Annotated in this window: 14 protein-coding genes; 10 read left to right on the top strand and 4 right to left on the bottom strand. The window is 72.4% G+C overall.

Features of this window, described 5'->3' with window-relative positions; all coding sequences use genetic code 11:
- The first annotated feature begins 4 nt into the window (after window positions 1–4).
- The 8 genes from mreC to MRBLML1_RS16140 all read left to right on the top strand — a co-directional run bounded on the left by mreC (window position 5) and on the right by MRBLML1_RS16140 (window position 9,484).
- A complete protein-coding gene (gene mreC / locus MRBLML1_RS16175) occupies window positions 5–964 on the top strand; it encodes a rod shape-determining protein MreC (RefSeq protein WP_364517753.1) in 960 nt (319 codons plus the stop codon).
- A complete protein-coding gene (gene mreD / locus MRBLML1_RS16170) occupies window positions 961–1,551 on the top strand; it encodes a rod shape-determining protein MreD (RefSeq protein WP_364517750.1) in 591 nt (196 codons plus the stop codon). Before mreC ends, mreD begins: the two co-directional genes overlap by 4 nt.
- Window positions 1,548–3,668, top strand: a complete 2,121-nt coding sequence (gene mrdA, locus MRBLML1_RS16165; RefSeq protein ID WP_364517747.1) for a penicillin-binding protein 2 — start codon at window positions 1,548–1,550, stop codon at window positions 3,666–3,668. The genes mreD and mrdA overlap by 4 nt, the downstream gene beginning before the upstream one ends.
- Window positions 3,665–4,897, top strand: coding sequence for a rod shape-determining protein RodA (rodA, locus tag MRBLML1_RS16160; protein WP_364517745.1), 1,233 nt, complete (start codon window positions 3,665–3,667; stop codon window positions 4,895–4,897). Before mrdA ends, rodA begins: the two co-directional genes overlap by 4 nt.
- Before the next feature lie 246 nt (window positions 4,898–5,143).
- Complete coding sequence (locus MRBLML1_RS16155) at window positions 5,144–6,436, top strand: hemolysin family protein (RefSeq protein WP_364517743.1); 1,293 nt, start codon at window positions 5,144–5,146, stop codon at window positions 6,434–6,436.
- A gap of 16 nt (window positions 6,437–6,452) precedes the next feature.
- Window positions 6,453–7,007, top strand: a complete 555-nt coding sequence (locus MRBLML1_RS16150; RefSeq protein WP_364517741.1) for a hypothetical protein — start codon at window positions 6,453–6,455, stop codon at window positions 7,005–7,007.
- Between the two features lie 73 nt (window positions 7,008–7,080).
- Window positions 7,081–7,827, top strand: coding sequence for a YcnI family protein (locus MRBLML1_RS16145; protein ID WP_364517739.1), 747 nt, complete (start codon window positions 7,081–7,083; stop codon window positions 7,825–7,827).
- Between the two features lie 7 nt (window positions 7,828–7,834).
- Window positions 7,835–9,484, top strand: coding sequence for a CopD family protein (locus MRBLML1_RS16140; protein WP_364517737.1), 1,650 nt, complete (start codon window positions 7,835–7,837; stop codon window positions 9,482–9,484).
- On the opposite strand, the gene MRBLML1_RS16135 is transcribed toward MRBLML1_RS16140, so the two are convergent.
- From MRBLML1_RS16135 to MRBLML1_RS16125, 3 genes are read right to left on the bottom strand one after another with little or no spacing between them, the layout of a single operon-like run.
- A complete protein-coding gene (locus MRBLML1_RS16135) occupies window positions 9,474–10,337 on the bottom strand; it encodes a hypothetical protein (RefSeq protein WP_364517735.1) in 864 nt (287 codons plus the stop codon). The genes MRBLML1_RS16140 and MRBLML1_RS16135 overlap by 11 nt on opposite strands.
- Window positions 10,338–10,345: 8 nt before the next feature.
- Entirely contained in the window at window positions 10,346–11,209 is an 864-nt protein-coding gene (locus MRBLML1_RS16130) for a hypothetical protein (protein ID WP_364517733.1), read from the bottom strand.
- Window positions 11,206–12,324, bottom strand: a complete 1,119-nt coding sequence (locus tag MRBLML1_RS16125; RefSeq protein WP_364517731.1) for a calcium:proton antiporter — start codon at window positions 12,322–12,324, stop codon at window positions 11,206–11,208. Before MRBLML1_RS16125 ends, MRBLML1_RS16130 begins: the two co-directional genes overlap by 4 nt.
- Before the next feature lie 71 nt (window positions 12,325–12,395).
- On the opposite strand from MRBLML1_RS16125, the gene MRBLML1_RS16120 reads away from it, so the two are divergent.
- Window positions 12,396–14,348, top strand: coding sequence for a TIGR03960 family B12-binding radical SAM protein (locus tag MRBLML1_RS16120; RefSeq protein ID WP_364517729.1), 1,953 nt, complete (start codon window positions 12,396–12,398; stop codon window positions 14,346–14,348).
- 19 nt (window positions 14,349–14,367) lie between these two features.
- On the opposite strand, the gene MRBLML1_RS16115 is transcribed toward MRBLML1_RS16120, so the two are convergent.
- A complete protein-coding gene (locus MRBLML1_RS16115; protein ID WP_364517727.1) occupies window positions 14,368–16,674 on the bottom strand; it encodes a zinc-dependent metalloprotease family protein in 2,307 nt (768 codons plus the stop codon).
- A 149-nt stretch (window positions 16,675–16,823) separates the two neighbouring features.
- Here MRBLML1_RS16115 and MRBLML1_RS16110 point away from each other — a divergent pair, with 149 nt between their 5' ends.
- The gene (locus MRBLML1_RS16110; RefSeq protein WP_364517725.1) at window positions 16,824–18,137 is read left to right on the top strand and encodes a glycoside hydrolase family 16 protein; all 1,314 of its coding nucleotides are present in this window, start codon (window positions 16,824–16,826) and stop codon (window positions 18,135–18,137) included.
- The last annotated feature ends 54 nt before the right edge of the window (window positions 18,138–18,191 follow it).

Here is an 18,191-nt window from a genome sequence, read left to right as displayed (position 1 = left end):
CGTCATGGCCATCGACACCCGCCCGATCCGCTCCACGTCGAGCAGCGGACCCCTCCGCCGCCCGGCGCCGCAACGCGACCCGAACGACGACCGCGGACGCCCCTCGCGCTCGCTGGTCGTCGCGCTGCTGCTGGCCTGCGCCACCTTGATGGTCCTCGACAAGGCCGGCGGCGACGACTCGCCGGTCGCGAACGTGCGGCACGCCGTCGGCGAGGTCGTCGGCCCGGTCCAGGCCGGGGTGGCGACCGTCGTCCGGCCGGTCTCCGGCCTGCCCGGCGTCTTCCGCACCAACGACGACCTGCGCAGCCAGGTCGAGGACCTCGAGGCCGAGAACGCCCAGCTGCGCGCCCGGGCCGACAAGGCCGGGTACGACGACAACCGGCTCCGTGAGCTCCAGGGGCTGCGCTCGCTGTCGCGTGACTCCGGCTACGCCCTGGTGCCGGCCCGGGTGATCGCGATCGGTCCCGCGCAGAACTTCTCCAGCACCGTCACCATCGACGCCGGCACCGACGCCGGGCTGCACCCGGACATGACGGTCGTCGCCGCCGAGGGCCTGGTCGGCCGGGTCACCGCGGTCACCAGCCACACCGCCACCGTGCTGCTGCTGGTCGACGACACCTCCAACGTGGGCGGCCGGATCGGCGACAACATGGAGCTCGGCTTCGTGCGCGGCCAGGGCACGCTCGGCACCGACGACCGGCTGGAGATGGAGCTCGCCGACCGCAACGTGGTGCCCAAGGTCGGCCAGGAGATCGTCACCTGGGGCAGCAAGGGCGGCGCGCCCTACGTCTCGGGCGTCCCGATCGGCAAGGTCGCCAAGGTCTTCGAGTCCCTGCGTGAGACCTCCTACCGCGCGGTGATCGAGCCGGCGGTCGACTTCACCGCCCTGGACCTGGTCGGCATCGTGGTGCCCTCCGGCACCAGCCATGCCGCCATCGAGCCCGACGGGAGCCTGCCGCGATGAGGACCACCTCCACCGGCCGGCTCGTCGCCGTCGCCCTCGCCCTGCTCGCCGCCCTGCTCGTGCAGGTGACCGTGCTGCCGCCGTTCGCCTGGAAGGTGGGCGGGCTCGGCGTCGTACCGGACGTCGTGCTGCTGGTCGTCGTCGCCACGGCGCTCGCCACCGACACCCGCTACGGCACGCTCGCCGGCTTCTTCGGCGGCCTGCTCATCGACCTCGCCCCGCCGGCCGACCACGTCGCCGGGCGGTGGGCGCTCGCGCTCATGGTCGTCGGGTACGTCGTCGGCCGGCTCGCCCACGACCACACCTCCGACGTGGGCCGGATGGAACTCGACGGTGCCCGGCGCCCGCCGCTCTCGCTGGTCCTGGCCGCCTCCGCGGGAGGGTCCTTCCTGGGCACCTCGGTCTTCGCGCTGAGCGGGCTGTTCCTGGGTGACTCCTCGGCCTCGGTGGGCGACCTGCTCCAGGTGGCCCTGGTGGCGCTCGTCCTCGACACCGTCGCGGCGCTGCTGGTGGTGCCGGCGACGTACTGGCTGTTCCGGCGGCTGGGCCGCGACCGCGCCCCGCAGGGCGTCTGGGCGCAGACGTGACGGCCGCCTCGCACCGCAGCCGGCTGCGCCTGGTCGTCATCCAGACGCTCGTCTTCTCGCTGCTCGCGACGCTCGGGGCCCGGCTCTACTACCTCCAGGTCGTCTCCGGCGAGGAGTACCAGGGCCAGGCCGCCTCCCAGTCGGTGCGCGAGATCGTCGTGCAGCCCCAGCGCGGGCTGGTCGTCGACGCGATGGGCCGGCCGCTGGTCTCCAACCGGCTCACCTGGGTCGTCTCCCTCGACCGCACCCTGATCGGCCGGATGTCGGAGGCCGACCGCGCCGAGCTGCTCCAGCGCACCAGCCGCGCGATCGGCATGAAGGTCGCCACCATCGAGGGCAAGCTGCTGCTGTGCGGCGACGACGGCGCCGTCGCGGGACAGTGCTGGAACGGCTCGCCGTACCAGCCCGTCCCGGTCGCCAAGGACGTCAAGGAGACCGCCGCGCTGCGGATCCTGGAGCAGCCCGAGGACTACCCGGGCGTCGTGGTGGACCGCCAGAGCCTGCGCCAGTACCCCTCGCCCTACGGCATCAACGCCGCGCACGTGCTCGGCTACCTCAGCCCGATCACCAAGGAGGAGCTGGAGGACGCCGAGGACGACGGCGACAGCTCCGTCAACGGTGCCTCGGTCGTGGGCCGCGCCGGCGTCGAGAAGGAGTACGACGAGTACCTGCGCGGCCAACCCGGCTACCAGCAGGTCGCGGTCGACTCCAAGGGCCGGGTCCGTGAGGACGTCTCCGACCTCGACGCCCAGCCCGGCGACACCCTCGTCACCTCGATCGACGCGAAGGTGCAGAGCGTCGTGGAGCAGCAGCTGCACAAGATGATCCAGACCCAGCGGGCCACCACCGACCCGGTGACCAAGCGCAAGTTCGAGGCGGACTCCGGCGCCGCCGTGGTGCTGGACGCCAAGACCGGCCGGATCATCGCGATGGCCAGCCAGCCGACGTACGACCCCTCGGTGTGGGTGGGCGGCATCACCGACAAGCAGCTCAGCCGGCTCTACTCCGAGGCCGCGGGCACGCCGTTGCTCTCCCGGGCCTTCCAGGGCCAGTTCGCGCCCGGCTCGACGTGGAAGCCGGTGATGACGGTCGGCGCGCTGACCCACGGGTTCTCGCCCGACACCACGCTCAACTGCTCCTCGGCGGTGCAGATCGGCAACCGCGCCTTCCACAACCACGAGTCGGCGGCGTACGGGCCGATCAGCTTCGCCCGCGCCCTCGAGGTCTCCTGCAACACCTTCTTCTTCCAGGTCGGCATGAAGTTCTGGCAGAAGTACGGCTCCGACCCCGACGACGTGAACGCCAAGGACCCTCTGGTGTCCCAGGCCGAGAAGTTCGGCTTCGGCGAGCGCAGCGGCGTCGACCTGCCGGGCGAGGCGTCCGGCCGGGTGGCCGACCGCAAGTGGAAGAAGTCCTACTACGACTCGATGAAGTCCTACTACTGCGGCATCGCCGACAAGCCGCAGACGAAGAAGACCTCGGACTTCGTCTACAAGTTCGCCCGTGAGTTCTGCATCGAGGGCTGGAAGTACAAGATCACCGACGCCGCGAACTTCGCGATCGGGCAGGGCGACACCATCGTCACCCCGCTGCAGCTCGCCCGTGCCTACGCCGCGATCTCCAACGGCGGCACGCTGTGGGAGCCGCGGGTGGGCAAGGCGATCGTCTCGCCCGACGGCAAGACCATCCGCGAGATCGCGCCGAAGAAGGAGCGCGACCTCAAGATCCCGAAGTCCGTGCTGCGCTACCTCGACGACGCGCTGCAGGGTGTCGCCACCCGCGGCACGATGTCGTGGAAGCTCGGCGGCTTCCCGCTCGACAAGGTCAAGATCCGCGCCAAGACCGGCTCCGCGGAGGTCTACGGCAAGCAGTCGACGGGCTGGGTGGCGTCCTACACCAAGGACTACGTCGTGGTGATGATGATGACCCAGGGCGGCACCGGCTCCGGCTCCAACGGTGACGGCGTGCGCAAGATCTGGGAGGCGCTCTACGGCGTGCAGGGCGAGGACGTGCGCGAGGGCAAGGCCACCATCCCCGGCGTCACCCCGCCGGCCTCGCTGCCGATCTTCGACGCCGACGGCTCGATCCTGCCGCCGGCCCGGGAGGAGGACCGATGAGCAACCGCATCCAGGTCTCGCGGGCCACGTCCCGGCCGACCCGCACGACCGCCTCGCGCCGGGTCGCCTTCCCGCTGTGGGGCGACGTCGACCGCATCCTGCTCGGGGCCGTCGTACTGCTGTCGCTGATCGGGTGCGTCCTGATCTGGTCGGCGACCCTGGAGCGCGACGACCTCACCGGCGGCGACTCGCGCGCCTTCTTCGTCAAGCAGGGCGTCAATGTCGTGATCGGCCTCGGGCTGATGGCGCTCGTCGTTCTCACCGACCACCGGTGGGTGCGGATCCTGGCGCCGATCGCCTACCTGGTGGCTGTCGTCGGCCTGCTGCTGGTGCTGGTCATGGGCTCCACCATCAACGGCTCCCGCTCCTGGCTGATCATCGGCGGGATGTCGCTGCAGCCCGCGGAGCTGGCCAAGCTCGCGGTCGTCGTCGGCATGGCGCTGGTCGTCGCCGAGCGCAGCGAGGGCCGCTGGCGTGACCGGGTCGGTACGACGGACGTGGTCCTCATGCTCGTCGTCGCCGGCATCCCCGCCGTGCTCATCCTGGCCCAGCCCGACCTCGGCACGATGCTGGTGCTGACGGCCACGGTCTTCGGCGTGATCGCGGCCTCCGGCGCTGACCGCCGCTGGCTCGGCGCCCTCGCGGGTGGTGGCGTCGCGGTCGCGGTGTTCGCGGTGGTGAGCGGCTTCCTGAAGGAGTACCAGGTCGACCGCTTCCTGGCCTTCACCAACCCCGAGCTCGACCCGAAGGGCGCCGGCTACAACGTCGAGCAGGCCCGGATCGCGGTCGGCAACGGCGGGATGTTCGGGCAGGGCCTCTTCGACGGCTCGCAGACCCAGTCCGGCTTCGTGCCCGAGCAGCACACCGACTTCGTCTTCACCGTCGCCGGCGAGGAGCTCGGCCTGGTCGGCGCCGCCGTCATCGTCGCCCTGCTCGGCGTGATCCTGTGGCGGGCCCTGCTCATCGCGACCCGCACCGACGACGTCTTCGGCCGGATGGCGGCCGCCGGGATCGCCTGCTGGTTCGGCTTCCAGGCCTTCCAGAACATCGGGATGTGCCTGGGGATCATGCCGGTGACCGGCGTACCGCTGCCGTTCGTGTCGTACGGCGGCTCGTCGATGTTCGCCGGCATGCTCGCCGTCGGCCTGCTGCAGAACATCCACCTGCGCACGCTCACCTCGCCGGCCTCCCGGCTCGCGCCGCAGAAGCGGGTGCTGGTCCGGGCGTGAGCCTCGGCCGCTGCCGGAGCGCGCTGTCGGGTGTGGTCATACGCGGCGAACATGTAACTACGTGTTCAGACCTCTACCCGGGTGTTGTGGCATCTACCAGGGTGGTCTACCACCCTGGTAGAGGCATGAACACGTAGTTACAAGCGGCGGCGTTGGGCCGATCTCTAGGATCGTGCCCATGGATGACCCCCGAAGTCCCTTCCGTCCACCTGCCCGCGCCCCGCGCGCACAGGAGGGTGGACGGGCGTGATCGACTCGCAGACCTTCCTCAACCTCGGCCTGGTGCTGGTCTTCGTGCTCGTCGGCGGCGTCTTCGCCGCGACCGAGCTGGCCCTGGTCTCCCTGCGGGAGACCCAGGTCAACCAGCTCGCGCGGCGCGGGGGGCGCGGTGAGCGGGTGGCCGCCATCGCGCGCGACCCCAACCGCTTCCTGTCCGCGGTGCAGATCGGCGTCACCGTGGCGGGCTTCCTCTCGGCGGCGTACGGCGGCTCGACCCTGGCGCCGGACGTGGCGCCCTACCTCGTCGACCTCGGCCTGAGCGACGACGCGGCCGACACCGCGGCCTTGATCGTGATGACCCTGCTCATCGCCTACCTCTCGCTGGTGCTGGGCGAGCTGGTGCCCAAGCGGCTGGCACTGCAGCGCGCGGCGGGCGTGGCGATGACGACGGGGCCGGTGCTCGATCGGTTCGCGACGTTGATGCGGCCGGTGATCTGGCTGCTCTCGAAGTCGACGAACGCGATCGTCCGGCTGCTCGGGGGTGACCCGGACGCCACCTCGGAGGAGGTGTCGACCGAGGAGCTGCGCGACATCGTCACCAGCCACGAGGGCCTGGCCGACGAGGAGCGCCGGATCCTGGGCGACGTGTTCTCCGCGACGCGCAGCAACCTCAAGGAGGTGATGCGGCCGCGCGCGGACGTCACCTTCGTGCGTGGGTCGTTGCCGCTGACCGAGGCGGCGGCGTGGGTCGCGGACCAGCCGTACTCCCGCTACCCGGTGATCGGCGAGAGCTTCGACGACGTGATCGGCTTCGTCCACGTGCGCGACCTGCTCGTCCCGAACGAGGCGGCGCGGAGCGTGGCCGACGTACGACGCGAGGTGCCGCACCTGCCGGGCACGAACCTGGTGCTGCCCACGATCGTGGCGATGCGCGAGGAGGGTGTCCACCTCGCCGTGGTCGTCGACGAGTTCGGCGGCACCGACGGGATCGTGACCCTGGAGGACCTCGTCGAGGAGATCGTCGGCGACATCCGCGACGAGCACGACGTCGAGCCCGCCGTCGCGCACACCGGCTCCGGGCTGACGGGCGCGGTCGTGCTCAACGCCGGCCTGACGATCGAGGACTTCGCCGAGGAGACCGGCATCGTGCTGCCCGACGGCGACTACGAGACGGTCGCGGGCTACGTCCTGGCACGGCTGGGCCGGGTCGCCGAGGTGGGCGACGAGGTGGCGCTCGACGGCGCCCTGCTGCGGGTGCTGGCGGTGGACGGGCGGCGGTTGACCGACGTCGAGGTCGTCCCGCCCGCTGCGGAGGAGTGAGGGAGGCTCGGGCAAGATGGTGCCCGTGCTGACCGTCCGCCGAGCCCCACGCAGCAGCGTGGCCGTGCCGGCGACCCTCGGCAGCATCGAGAGCGTGACCGCCCTCGTCCTGGCCCACGTCGCGGCCGGGGGAGAGGTGCCGCAGCCGCTGTGGCTGGCGGCCTTCGCCGCCCTGGCGTACGCCGCCGGCCGGCCCGTGCTGCGCCGCCGGGCCGGGATCCGGGTGGTCCTGCCGCTGCTCCTCGCCGCACAGGTGCTCGGTCACGCATGGCTGGTCGCGCTGACCCCGGGGATGCACGCGGGCCACAGCGCCGACGCCGGGGGCCTGTTCGGGCTGAGCCCCGCGATGCTCCTCGCGCACGCGGTGGCGGGCGTCGTCACCGGGGTGATGTGGGCGCTGCGGCGCCGCGCGAGCCAGGTGCTGCTGGCCTGGTCCGACCTCGGCCTCGCGCCGCTTCCCCGCCCCGCCCGGGTGCGGGTCCTCGTGCGCCGCGTCCTGCCGCGGCGCCGTCCCCGCGCCGCGATCACGCCGGTGCGCGGTCCACCGACGCTCTCGCCAGTGCCCGCCTGAGCCCTCTCCTCGGAAGGTGCCGGGTGGGTCGCTGCTGCCCGCCCCGACACCACCCGAACAGAGAGATCGCTCCATGCAGAACCGTCGTACCACCCTGTCCCTGCCCGTCCGCGCCGCCGGCGCGGGTCTCGCCGCGCTCGGCATCGTCGCCGTCGGCGCGGGCGCCGCGAGCGCCCACGTCACGGTGACGCCGAGCACCACCGCGGCGGGCGCCTACACCGTCCTCACCTTCAGCGTGGGGCACGGCTGCGAGGGCTCGCCGACCACGAAGATCGCCATCCAGATGCCCGAGGACGTCCCCCAGGTGACGCCCACCCTCAACAGCGGCTGGACCGTGCAGAAGGTCGCGAAGAAGCTCGACGCCCCGATCAAGGACGCCCACGGCAACGAGATCACCGAGCGGATCGCCCAGGTCGTCTACACCGCGAAGACGCCGCTGGCCGACGGCTACCGCGACACCTTCGAGCTCCAGGTCCAGGTGCCGGAGAAGGAGGGTGAGACGCTCACCTTCCCCGTCGTCCAGACCTGCGAGAAGGGCCAGACCGGTTGGGTCGAGACCCCGGCCGACGGCCAGGACCCCGAGGAGCTGGAGGCGCCGGCGCCGGCGTTCGCCATCACCGCGGCCACGGGCGAGGACCACCACGGCGGCGCGGCCGCCGAGGAGGACGCGCACGAGTCCGAGGACGGCGACACCAAGGCCGAGAAGGCCGACGCCGACGACTCCGACGGCAAGGGGCTGGCCATCGGCGGCCTCGTCGCCGGCATCGGTGGCCTGGCGCTGGGCGGCGTCGCCCTGGCCCGCTCGGGCAAGAAGGCCTGATCCCTCGATGCTGAAGCGTGTGCCGGCGCTGCTCGCCGCCCTCCTCGTCGCCGCCGCCGCGGTGGTGGGGCTGGCGTCGCCCGCGTCGGCGCACGCCACGCTCGTCTCCACCGATCCCGCCGAGGGCGCCGTCCTGCCGACCGCCCCCGGCGGGGTCACCTTCACCTTCGACGAGCCGGTCCAGCTGGTCCCCAAGGGCCTGCTCGCCTTCGACGCCTCCGGTGACCAGGTCGACATCGAGGCCTCCGCGAGCGGCACCGAGGTCGAGGGCGACCTGCCCGACGACCTGGACGACGGTACCTACGTGATCACCTGGCGCGTGGTCTCCGCCGACGGCCACCCGATCGCCGGCTCCCTCACCTTCCACATCGGCGCGCCCAGCCCCAAGGTCGAGGCGCCCAAGCTGGAGCCCACCGACCCCGGACCGGTCGCCACGATCCAGGCGGTCGTCCACGGCATCGACTACGCCGCCCTGCTGCTGGCCGGCGGGCTCGCGGTGTTCCTCGCCTGGACCAGCCGGGGGCTCCGCCTGCCCGATCCCGTACGACGGCGCGTGGTCCGCACCCTGCGCGTCTCCGCGCTCGTGGCCGTGCTCGCCGCGGCCCTCGCCGTACCGCTCGCCGGGGCCTACCAGCTCGGCGCCGGTGTCTCGGGCCTCGTCGACCCCGACGCCCTCGACCCCTCGCTCGTGGGCCAGGACCTCCAGGTGCTGGCGCTCCAGGCGGCCGGCCTCGGGGTGGCGGCCTGGGCCGCCGGGCTCCAGCGCTCCTCGCTCGTCGTCGACCTGGTCACCGCGCTCGCGGTCTGGTCGCCGGCGCTGGTCGGCCACACCCGCGCGTACGAGCCGAGCGCGCTGCTCGTGGTCACCGACGCCGTGCACCTGTCCGCGGGCGCGGTCTGGCTGGGCGGTCTGGTCGGGCTCGCGCTCACCCTGCCCGCGGTCGCCGGCCGTCCCCGCGACGGTGCGCTGCTGCTCAGCCGCTTCTCCACGCTCGCCGGCGGTCTGCTCGCTGCGCTGGCGCTGACCGGCGTGCTGATGGGCTGGCGGATCGTCGGCTCGTGGTCACGGCTCGTCGGCGAGACCTACGGCCGGTTGCTCCTGGTCAAGGTGGCGCTGGTCCTGGTCGTGGTCGCGATCGCCGCCTGGAACCGCTACCGGCTGCTGCCGCGCGTCACCGACGGGATCGGCCACGACGACCGGCGCCGGGCCAGCGGCCTGGTGCGTCGTACCGTCGCCGCGGAGGCGGCCCTGCTCGTCGCCGTCCTCGGCGTCACCGGCTTCCTCACCCAGAAGCCGCCCGGCGGCGAGGCGCCGGCCGCGCCCGCGACCGCCGACACCGGGGTCGCGACCGGTCTCGCCGGTGAGGACCTCAAGGTGCTCGCCGTCCTCGACCCCGGCCCGGGCCTGCAGCGCCGGCTCATCGTCCAGGTGCAGGACCTCGCCGGCGACCCGCTCGACCTGTACGACGCCCCCGCCGTCGCGCTGCGCAACGGCGACGTCGACCTCGGCGAGGTCCCGGTGGTGCCGGACGGCGCGGGGACCTACGTCGCGGACGTGGTGTTCCCGACCGCCGGCCGGTGGCAGGCCCAGGTGAGCGTCCGGGTGGACGAGTTCACCAGCCCGGTGACGACGGTGGACCTCGACGTCAGCCCTTGAGGCCGAGGGACGCCGGGGTCACGGTGTCGGAGTCCTTCGGCACGGTGATCGAGACGTCGGTGCCGTAGTCGAAGTACTTCTGCTCCGAGGTCGACGTGGTGCCGGCGATGGTGAAGGTCATCGTCATCTTGACCGGGCGGTTGTCGCCGTCGACCCAGATGTCGAACGGCAGCTGCGCGGGCAGCTCCTTGGCGGCGTCCGCCGGCAGGCCCAGCGCGTCCGCGAAGCGCGCGGTGTTCATCACGGCCTTGTAGTGGTCGGCCTGGACGCCGTCGACGTCCTGCTTGCCGACGAGGTCGAGCTTCTCCAGCTGGCCGACGGCGCGCAGGGTGGCCTCGGGGTCGGCGGCGGAGGCGATGCCCGCGAGCGGGCTGTCGGCGTTGTCGGGGTCGTTGGGGTCGAGCTTCAGCCACTTGCCTGCCGGCGTCGCGAGCCCGGCGCCCTTGAGGTAGAGGATGCCCTTGGCGATCACGCTCTCGATCTGCTGCGGGCTGCTCCCGGCGCTCTTGACGTGCGCCAGCAGCTTGCCGCCCTGGTAGGTCGCCTCGCCCTCGAGCGTCGACGAGGTGCCGCCCGCGCTCGTCGTGGACGAGGTGCGGTAGCTGCCCGCGTCCTGCTGGGCCCGGCTGATGGTCTCGTAGAAGTCGGCCTTGTCGAGCCCGGAGCCGGTGCTCGTCGTCCCCGAGGACGAGGGGGAGGAGGACGCCGAGGCGTCGGTCGAGGCCGACGAGGTGGTGTCCGAGCCGGCCTTGGTCGGCTCGTCGTCGCCCTTGTCGTCGCCGTTGCACCCGGCCAGCAGCAGCGAGGCGGCCAGCAGGGCGGCGAGGGTGGCGCGGGTCGAGGTGCGGTTCATCGTTCTCCTCATTCGGCGGCGGTGACGTCGGTCGTCACGGCGAGCTGGTGGAGCATTCCGTCGACCCGGACCTGCACAAACATCCGGTACGGGCCGGGCTTCGTGAACGCCGTGTGGAAGGTCAGCACGGTGCCGTCCTTCTCGATCTCCGGCGCGCCGAGCGGGTGCACGTGGACGAACCCGCGGGTGCCGACGGCGAATCCGGTGAGGTGCGCGGTGGCTCCGAGATAGCTGCCGAGCTGCAGCGGCCGGTCGTCGGGTGTGCTCACCGCGATCCGCAGCCGGCCGTTGGACCCGGTCGCCCCCTGGTCGAGCAGGCGCACCCGGACGACGCCGTCGTCGGCGCTCTCGGCCGCGTCCGGGCTGGTCGCGCGCGGCTCGGCGCCGGGCACGCGCAGCACCGTGCCCAGCACCACGGGCCGGTCGCCGGACGCGGGGATGAACTCCGCGACCACCCGCCACCGGCCGCCGCTGCCGAGGTCGACCCGGCCGCGCCAGGTCCCGTCGGCGCCGAGCTCGGGGTGCACGTGGCGGAACTGCGCGAGGTCGTCGCGCACGACGTACAGGTGCAGGAGCTTGGTCTGCTCGGGGAGGTAGTCGCGCAGCGGGGCGCCGCTCTCGCCGGTGATCCGGAAGGACACCTCGCCGGGCCGGTCGGCGCCGGGCAGGCGGACCGCGCCCATCGTGAAGCCGGCGACCGAGGCCTGGGTGCCGTCGCCGGCGGGGGTGCGGGTGGACTGGACGCCGTCGGCGGCGGGGGTGAGCACGATCCGGTCGTCGTCCTTCGGCTGCTCCTCGCCGGAGCAGGCAGCGAGACCGAGGGCGAGGAGGGCGGCGGCCGCCCCGGCCGTCGTACGCCGTCGACGGCTCACGGCGCCACCGTCAGCAGCAGGAACGCCGCCAGCAGGATCAGGTGGACGATGCCGTTCATCGGCTTCGCCCGCCCGGGTACGACGGTCAGCACGCTCACCACGGCGGAGAGCGCGAGCAGCACGAGCTGGAGCGGCTCGAGCCCCAGCGCGAGGTCGCCGTCGAGCCAGATCGAGGCGATCGCGATGGCCGGGATGGTGAGGCCGATCGAGGCCATTGCCGAGCCGTAGGCCAGGTTGAGGCTGATCTGCACGTTGTCGAGCAGCGCCGCGCGCACGGCGGCGATGGTCTCCGGCAGCAGCACGAGCATGGCGATCACGACACCGACCACGGCGTGCGGGGCGCCGGCCCAGGCGACGACGTCCTCGATGGAGTACGACTCCACCTTCGCCAGGCCCACCACCGTCAGCAGCGAGAGCAGCAGCAGGCCGACGCTGGTCCACGTCTCGCGGTCGGTCGGCGGGTCGGCGTGGGTGTCGCCGTCGGCGTCCTCGCCGCCGGCCCAGGAGCCGGGCGTGCTGGTCGGCACGGGCAGGAAGAAGTCGCGGTGGCGCACGGTCTGGGTGAAGACGAAGGAGCCGTAGAGCGCGAGCGAGGCGAGCGCGGCGAAGGTGAGCTGGCTGCCGGTCAGCACGGGCCCGGCCTCGCTGGTGGTGAACGTCGGCACGACCAGCGTCAGCCCGGCGAGGGTGATGACGGTGGCCAGCGCCGAGCCGGTGCCCTCGGGGTTGAAGTTCGCGAGGTGGTGGCGCAGCGCACCCACCGCGAGCGCGATCCCGACGATGCCGTTGACGGTGATCATCACGGCGGCGAAGACGGTGTCCCGCGCCAGCGTGGCGGTCTCGCCGCTGCCGGAGACCATCAGCATCACGATCAGGCCGACCTCGATCACCGTGACGGCGACCGCGAGCAGCAGCGACCCGAACGGCTCGCCGACCCGGTGGGCGACGACCTCGGCGTGGTGGACGCCCGCCAGCACGGAGCCCATCAGGGCGATGCCGATCAGGCTCGCGGCAAGCGGCCCGGGGTGCGACCCCCAGCTGATCGCGAGCACGACGGCGGCGATCGGCGGCGTGAACACCGTCCACCCGAGCCGACCCGAGGTGGAGGCACTCATGGGAGCGATCCTACGGGGGGCGGGTTGCGACGATGCCGCCCGCACCCGGGACCGCTCGTAGAATCGGGGTCATGTCCGTCGAGTCCGTCTTCCCCCGGCTGGAGCCGCACCTGCTGTCGGTCTCCAAGCCGATCCAGTACGTCGGCGGCGAGCTGAACATGGTCGCCAAGGACTGGGACGCCGCCACCGACGGGCCGACGGTCCGTTGGGCGCTGATGTACCCCGACGCCTACGAGGTCGGCCTGCCCAACCAGGGGGTGCAGATCCTCTACGAGGTGCTCAACGAGCGCGACTGGATCCTCGCCGAGCGCACCTACGCCGTGTGGCCGGACATGGAGAAGCTGCTGCGTGAGCAGCAGATCCCGCAGTTCACCGTCGACAGCCACCGCCCGGTCGGTGCCTTCGACCTGTTCGGTGTGAGCTTCTCCACCGAGCTCGGCTACACCAACCTGCTGACCGCGCTCGACCTGGCCGGCATCCCGCTGCACGCCGTCGACCGCGACGAGACGCACCCGGTGGTCATCGCCGGCGGCCACGCCGCCTTCAACCCGGAGCCGATCGCGGACTTCGTCGACGCCGCCGTCCTCGGTGACGGCGAGGAGGTCGTGCTCAAGATCTCCGAGCTGGTCCGGGAGTGGAAGGGCGAGGGGTGCCCCGGCGGTCGGCTGGAGCTGCTGCGGCGGCTCGCCGTGTCCGGTGCGGTCTACGTGCCGCGCTTCTACGACGTGTCCTACGACGACGCGGGCCGCATCGCCGCCGTCGTACCGAACCACGCGGAGGCGCCCGACCGGGTCCGCAAGCACACGCTGATGGACCTCGACCAGTGGCCCTACCCGCGCAACCCGCTGGTGCCGCTCGCCGAGACGGTCCACGAGCGCTTCTCGGTCGAGATCTTCCGTGGCTGCACCCGCGGCTGCCGGTTCTGCCAGGCCGGGATGATCACCCGGCCGGTGCGCGAGCGCTCGATCGAGACGATCGGCGCGATGGTCGAGAACGGCGTGCGCAAGACCGGTTTCGAGGAGGTCGGCCTGCTCTCGCTGTCGAGCGCCGACCACACCGAGATCGGTGACGTCGCCTCCGGCCTGGCCGACCGCTACGAGGGCTCCAACGTCTCGCTCTCCCTGCCCTCCACTCGGGTCGACGCGTTCAACATCACCCTCGCCAACGAGTTCTCCCGCAACGGTCGCCGCTCCGGGCTGACCTTCGCGCCCGAGGGCGGCAGCGAGCGGATGCGCAAGGTGATCAACAAGATGGTCACCGAGGACGACCTGATCCGGACCGTCGCGACGGCGTACTCCCACGGCTGGCGGCAGGTGAAGCTCTACTTCATGTGCGGACTGCCCACCGAGACCGACGAGGACGTGCTGCAGATCGCCGAGCTCGCCAAGCGGGTGATCGCGACCGGCCGCGAGGTCTCCGGACGCAACGACATCCGTTGCACCGTCTCCATCGGCGGCTTCGTCCCCAAGCCGCACACCCCGTTCCAGTGGGCCGCGCAGCTCGACTCCGAGACCACCGACGACCGGCTGCGCCAGCTGCGCGACACCGTGCGCGCCGACAAGAAGTTCGGCCGTGCCATCGGCTTCCGCTACCACGACGGCCAGCCCGGCATCGTCGAGGGACTGCTCTCGCGCGGCGACCGCCGTGTCGGCCGGATCATCGAGGAGGTCTGGCGCGACGGCGGCCGCTTCGACGGCTGGAGCGAGCACTTCTCCTTCGAGCGCTGGATGTCCGCCGCGGAGCGCGGCCTGGACGGCACCGGCGTCGACGTCGCCTGGTTCACCACCCGCGAGCGGGAGTACGACGAGGTCCTGCCCTGGGACCACCTCGACTCCGGTCTCGACAAGGACTGGCTGTGGTCGGACTGGGAGGACGCGCTCGCCGTGGCCTCCGGCGAGGCCGACGTCGAGGTCGAGGACTGCCGCTGGACCCCCTGCTACGACTGCGGGGTCTGCCCGGAGATGGGCACCGAGATCCAGGTCGGTCCGACGGGGCAGAAGCTGCTGCCGCTCCAGGTCGTCTGAGCCGCCCGGTCCATCTGCGCTACCGCGCGACGACCGCCCGCGAGTACGCCGACGCAGGCGAGGATCCCTTGACGTTGGCGGCGACGACGCGGAACCGGTAGGTGCCCTTGGCGAGCCGGAAGGCGTAGGAGCGGGCGGAGGCCGGCAGCGCGCCGGAGACCTTCGTGCCGACCACCTTGCCGCGCACGATCCGCGCCGCGACCACCCGGTACGACGTGACGGCGGCGCCGCCGTTGCTCGTGGGCGGTGCCCAGCGCGCGGTCGCGGTGACGGGCCCGCCGGTGGCACCCGAGGACGCGGTGCCGATCCGCGGAGCTGACGGCTTGACGGCGACCAGGACCTGGAGGGTGCGGGACGGCGCAGTGCCGGGGAGCTCGGCCTCCATCTCGGGCGTCAGCCTGATGGTGTGGGTGCCGTAGGCGGCGAACGTCGTGGTGACGCTGCGGGTCGCGCCGACCTGCGGGAGGAGCCGGCCGTCGACGGCCAGCAGCCAGTAGCTCAGGTAGGCGTTGCCGGGATTCGCGGCGGGCGTCCAGCGGATCGTCGCCGTCCGACCGCTGGTGGTCACCGTGACGGCGGGAGCCGCGGTCGGCACCCAGGAGGCGATGTGGCGGCTCAGGGTGGCGGGCTCCCCGGCGCCGGCGCCGTTCAGCGCCGCGACGGCCACGTTGGCGTCGTACCCGCCCGGGACGGTGATCGCCTTCGTGGTGGTGCTGGCAGGGACCTCGACCGGACCGCCGGCGATCCCGCTGATCCGGTAGCCGGTGGGCGCCGGTCCGGCCGTCGGCGCCGACCAGGTGAGCGTGCCGGCGCCCTTGCTGGTGGTCAGGTCGATCGAGGCGGGGGCGTTCGGGGCGGTGCCGTTGGTGGCGGCGCAGCCGTCGACCGACAGGGTGTAGGTGCCGACGCTGCCGTAGTCGGAGTAGCCGGTCGTGAGCGGGTTGCCGTTGCCGACGCCGTCGACCTTGACGTAGTAGGTCCCCGCTCCGCCGGTCGGCGAGATCCGGGGCGCGTCCATGCCGGTGGCCGTCCGGTGGGCGAACCCGCCCGGGACGACCTCCGCCGACGGGGGATCGGAGAAGGCGAGGAGGCTGTCGTCGGCCCGGCGCAGGTCGACGCGCAGGTCGAGCGCGCTGCCGTCGCCGTTGCCGAGGGCCTCCACCGAGGGAGCCGCGGTGCACGGACCGACCTTGTAGTAGTCGACGTCGCGGCTGGTGATGATGCCGTCGACGACGTAGTCGGTCCGGGCCCCGAGGGTGGTCGCGGCGGCGGCGGTGTTCCCGGCGTCGTCCGGCAGCAGCGGGAGACCGGTGGCGACCATGGTCGCGAAGTCGTCCTGCTTGTTGGTCGCATTGGCGTAGTCGCCGTTGCTGAACTGGACGATCCCGTGGAGGCCCGAGCCCATGATCGGGGTCCACGACCCCTGGCCGCCGTAGTACTCCCGGGTCTGCTCGGTCGAGGCGGTGGTGACCCCGTCGTGCTTCAGGCCCAGGGTGTGCCCGATCTCGTGGGCGGCGACGGTCGCTGCGAGGAAGGCGTTCGGCTGCTTGCGCACCCAGACCGGCTCCAGGCTGTTCGTGCCCTCCTCGGACGGGTCGGCGAAGGCGCCGAAGACCGCGATCCCGGCACAGCCCGCGCAGATCGGGCCCGAGTCCGGGTCGTTGCTGAACAGGACGTGGTCGCCGTAGGTGTCGTCGGCGACGCCGTCGCGGTCGTACGCCGCGGGGCCGGGGTCCTCGGTGGTGACGTCGACGTCGTACGCCGCGAAGACCTCGGCGAGGATCTGCCAGTTCTTCTGGATGTAGGCGTGCTCGTCACCGTTGAAGGTGGACAGGTCCGCGTCGATGGAGAACCCGTCGTAGTGGCCGTCGGGGATGCCGGCCACGTGGTTCCAGTAGGTGTCGCTGACCTCGGCGCCGTCGAAGTCCAGGAAGATGGTGTGCTTCGAGCCCGGGCGGCTGTGCAACGTGAAGGTCGCGGTCTCGGGCAGCGGTGCCGCGGCAGTCTCCGCGGCGGCCTGGGCGCCCGTGGGCGCGGCCGGGAGGCTGTCGGCGTACACGAGCCGTCCGCCCGACGCCACGCGCGCGGAGTCGTCGGTCTCCAGGACCCGGCGCAGCTCGCGCGGGCTCAGCCCGGAACGTGCGGCGATGTCGGTGAGCTCGTCACCGAGCCGGTCGATCGCCGCCTGCCCACGCAGGCCGGGCCCGGTGTCGGTGGACCGCGACGGGCTCGACGCGCTCGCTCGGGCCGGAGTGCCGGCGTCGATCGAGGCGAGCAGCAGGAAGGACAACGACGCCGCGGCCACGAGCCGCACGGGGAGCACCATGCGAGTCTGTCTGCTCAGTCGCCGCCGCGCAGTGCTTTGCCGAAGTCGGGGGTCGGCGCCCTGGCGGCGCGTAGCAGTTGGTGAAGGTTTGGCACAATAGGCCCAACGTGCCATGGCGGAAGTGACGTGGGTCACGGCAGGTTGGCGCCATGACGACTCACCCCCCAAGGCGTCCTCGCCTCGTCGCGCTCGCCCTGCTCCTGGGCGCTGCGACGGTTGTCGCTCCCATGGTCGCGCAGGCGACCCCACCGGCCCCGGCGATCTCCGTCGTGGCCGCTCCCAACCCCGTCGGCCAGAACGACACCTCCACCCTCACCGTCACCGTCGATCCGGGTCTCGCCGGGGAGACGGTCTCCCTCGAGCTCAAGGTCGCCGGGCTGCTGTGGTCGCTGGTCGACACGGCCACACTCGACGCCGACTCCACCGCCCGGTTCGCGGTGAAGCAGGGCCTGCTCGGCAGCTACCAGTACCGGGCCAAGGTGGTGGCCAACGCCAACCACACCGCCGGTACGTCGGCCGTGAGCACCCTCAGCGTCGTCGCCAGCGCGACCCCGGTCGCTGTCCCCGGCGTCTACGGCTGTGCCGGTGCCTCGCCCGCGTCCTCGATCGCGCACCCCGGCGGCGGCGCGTGGCAGTGCACCTTCAACGACGAGTTCTCCGGGACGGCGCTCGACACGACGTACTGGAACGTCGCGGCGCAGGGCCTGATGACCCAGCCCAAGACGGAGAAGGCCTGCTTCGGTGACCAGAGCACCGGCAACGTCGCGGTCGGCGGCGGCACCCTCAAGCTGACCGCGAGCGTGAAGGCGGCCGCGACGGCGTGCCCCGGGCACCCGACGAAGAGCTCGCGGAAGTTCGGCGCGACGGTGTGGCACAACTCGCCCGACGGCACCGAACCGACCCTTCAGCAGACCTTCGGCTACTACGAGGTCCGCGCCCAGCTGCCCGGCCTGCACGGCGGCACCGAAGGCCGGGCCGTGGCGCCGCCGGCCACGCCGGCGTACCCGACGGACACGGCCAAGGGTCTGCAGGAGACGTTCTACCTGTGGCCGACGACCGACCGCTACGGCTTCTGGCCGCTGTCGGGGGAGATGGACTTCGCGGAGTTCTACAGCGCCGCGGGCAACCTCGACGCGCCGGCCATGCACCAGCTGTCGGGTACGACGACCGGCGGGTGGAAGAGCCCCGGCTGCAACATCGACCCGGCGACCGGCGGGACCGTGGGCGGCTTCAACACCTACAAGTTCCTGTGGACCTCGACCCGGCTGACCACCTGGGTCAACGACAACCCCACGCCCTGCACGGACCTCGCCATCTCGGGCGGGCCGTTCAACAAGGGGTTCTACCTGATCCTCATGCAGGCGTTCGGCAACGCGGAGACGCTCAACGAGTACACGCTGACCCCGGGCGCCGTCCCGGACGTCGGCACCACCGAGATCGACTACGTGCGGATCTGGCAGTAGGACGCCCCGTCCGTGGAGCCGCCCGCCCCGGCGGCTCCACGGACGACGCCCAGC

This window comes from Nocardioides sp. LML1-1-1.1 (assembly GCF_040676175.1).
Classification (GTDB): Bacteria; Actinomycetota; Actinomycetes; order Propionibacteriales; family Nocardioidaceae; genus Nocardioides.
Note: the sequence above shows the minus strand (reverse complement) of the source record. Positions and strands in the feature narration are given on the sequence as shown.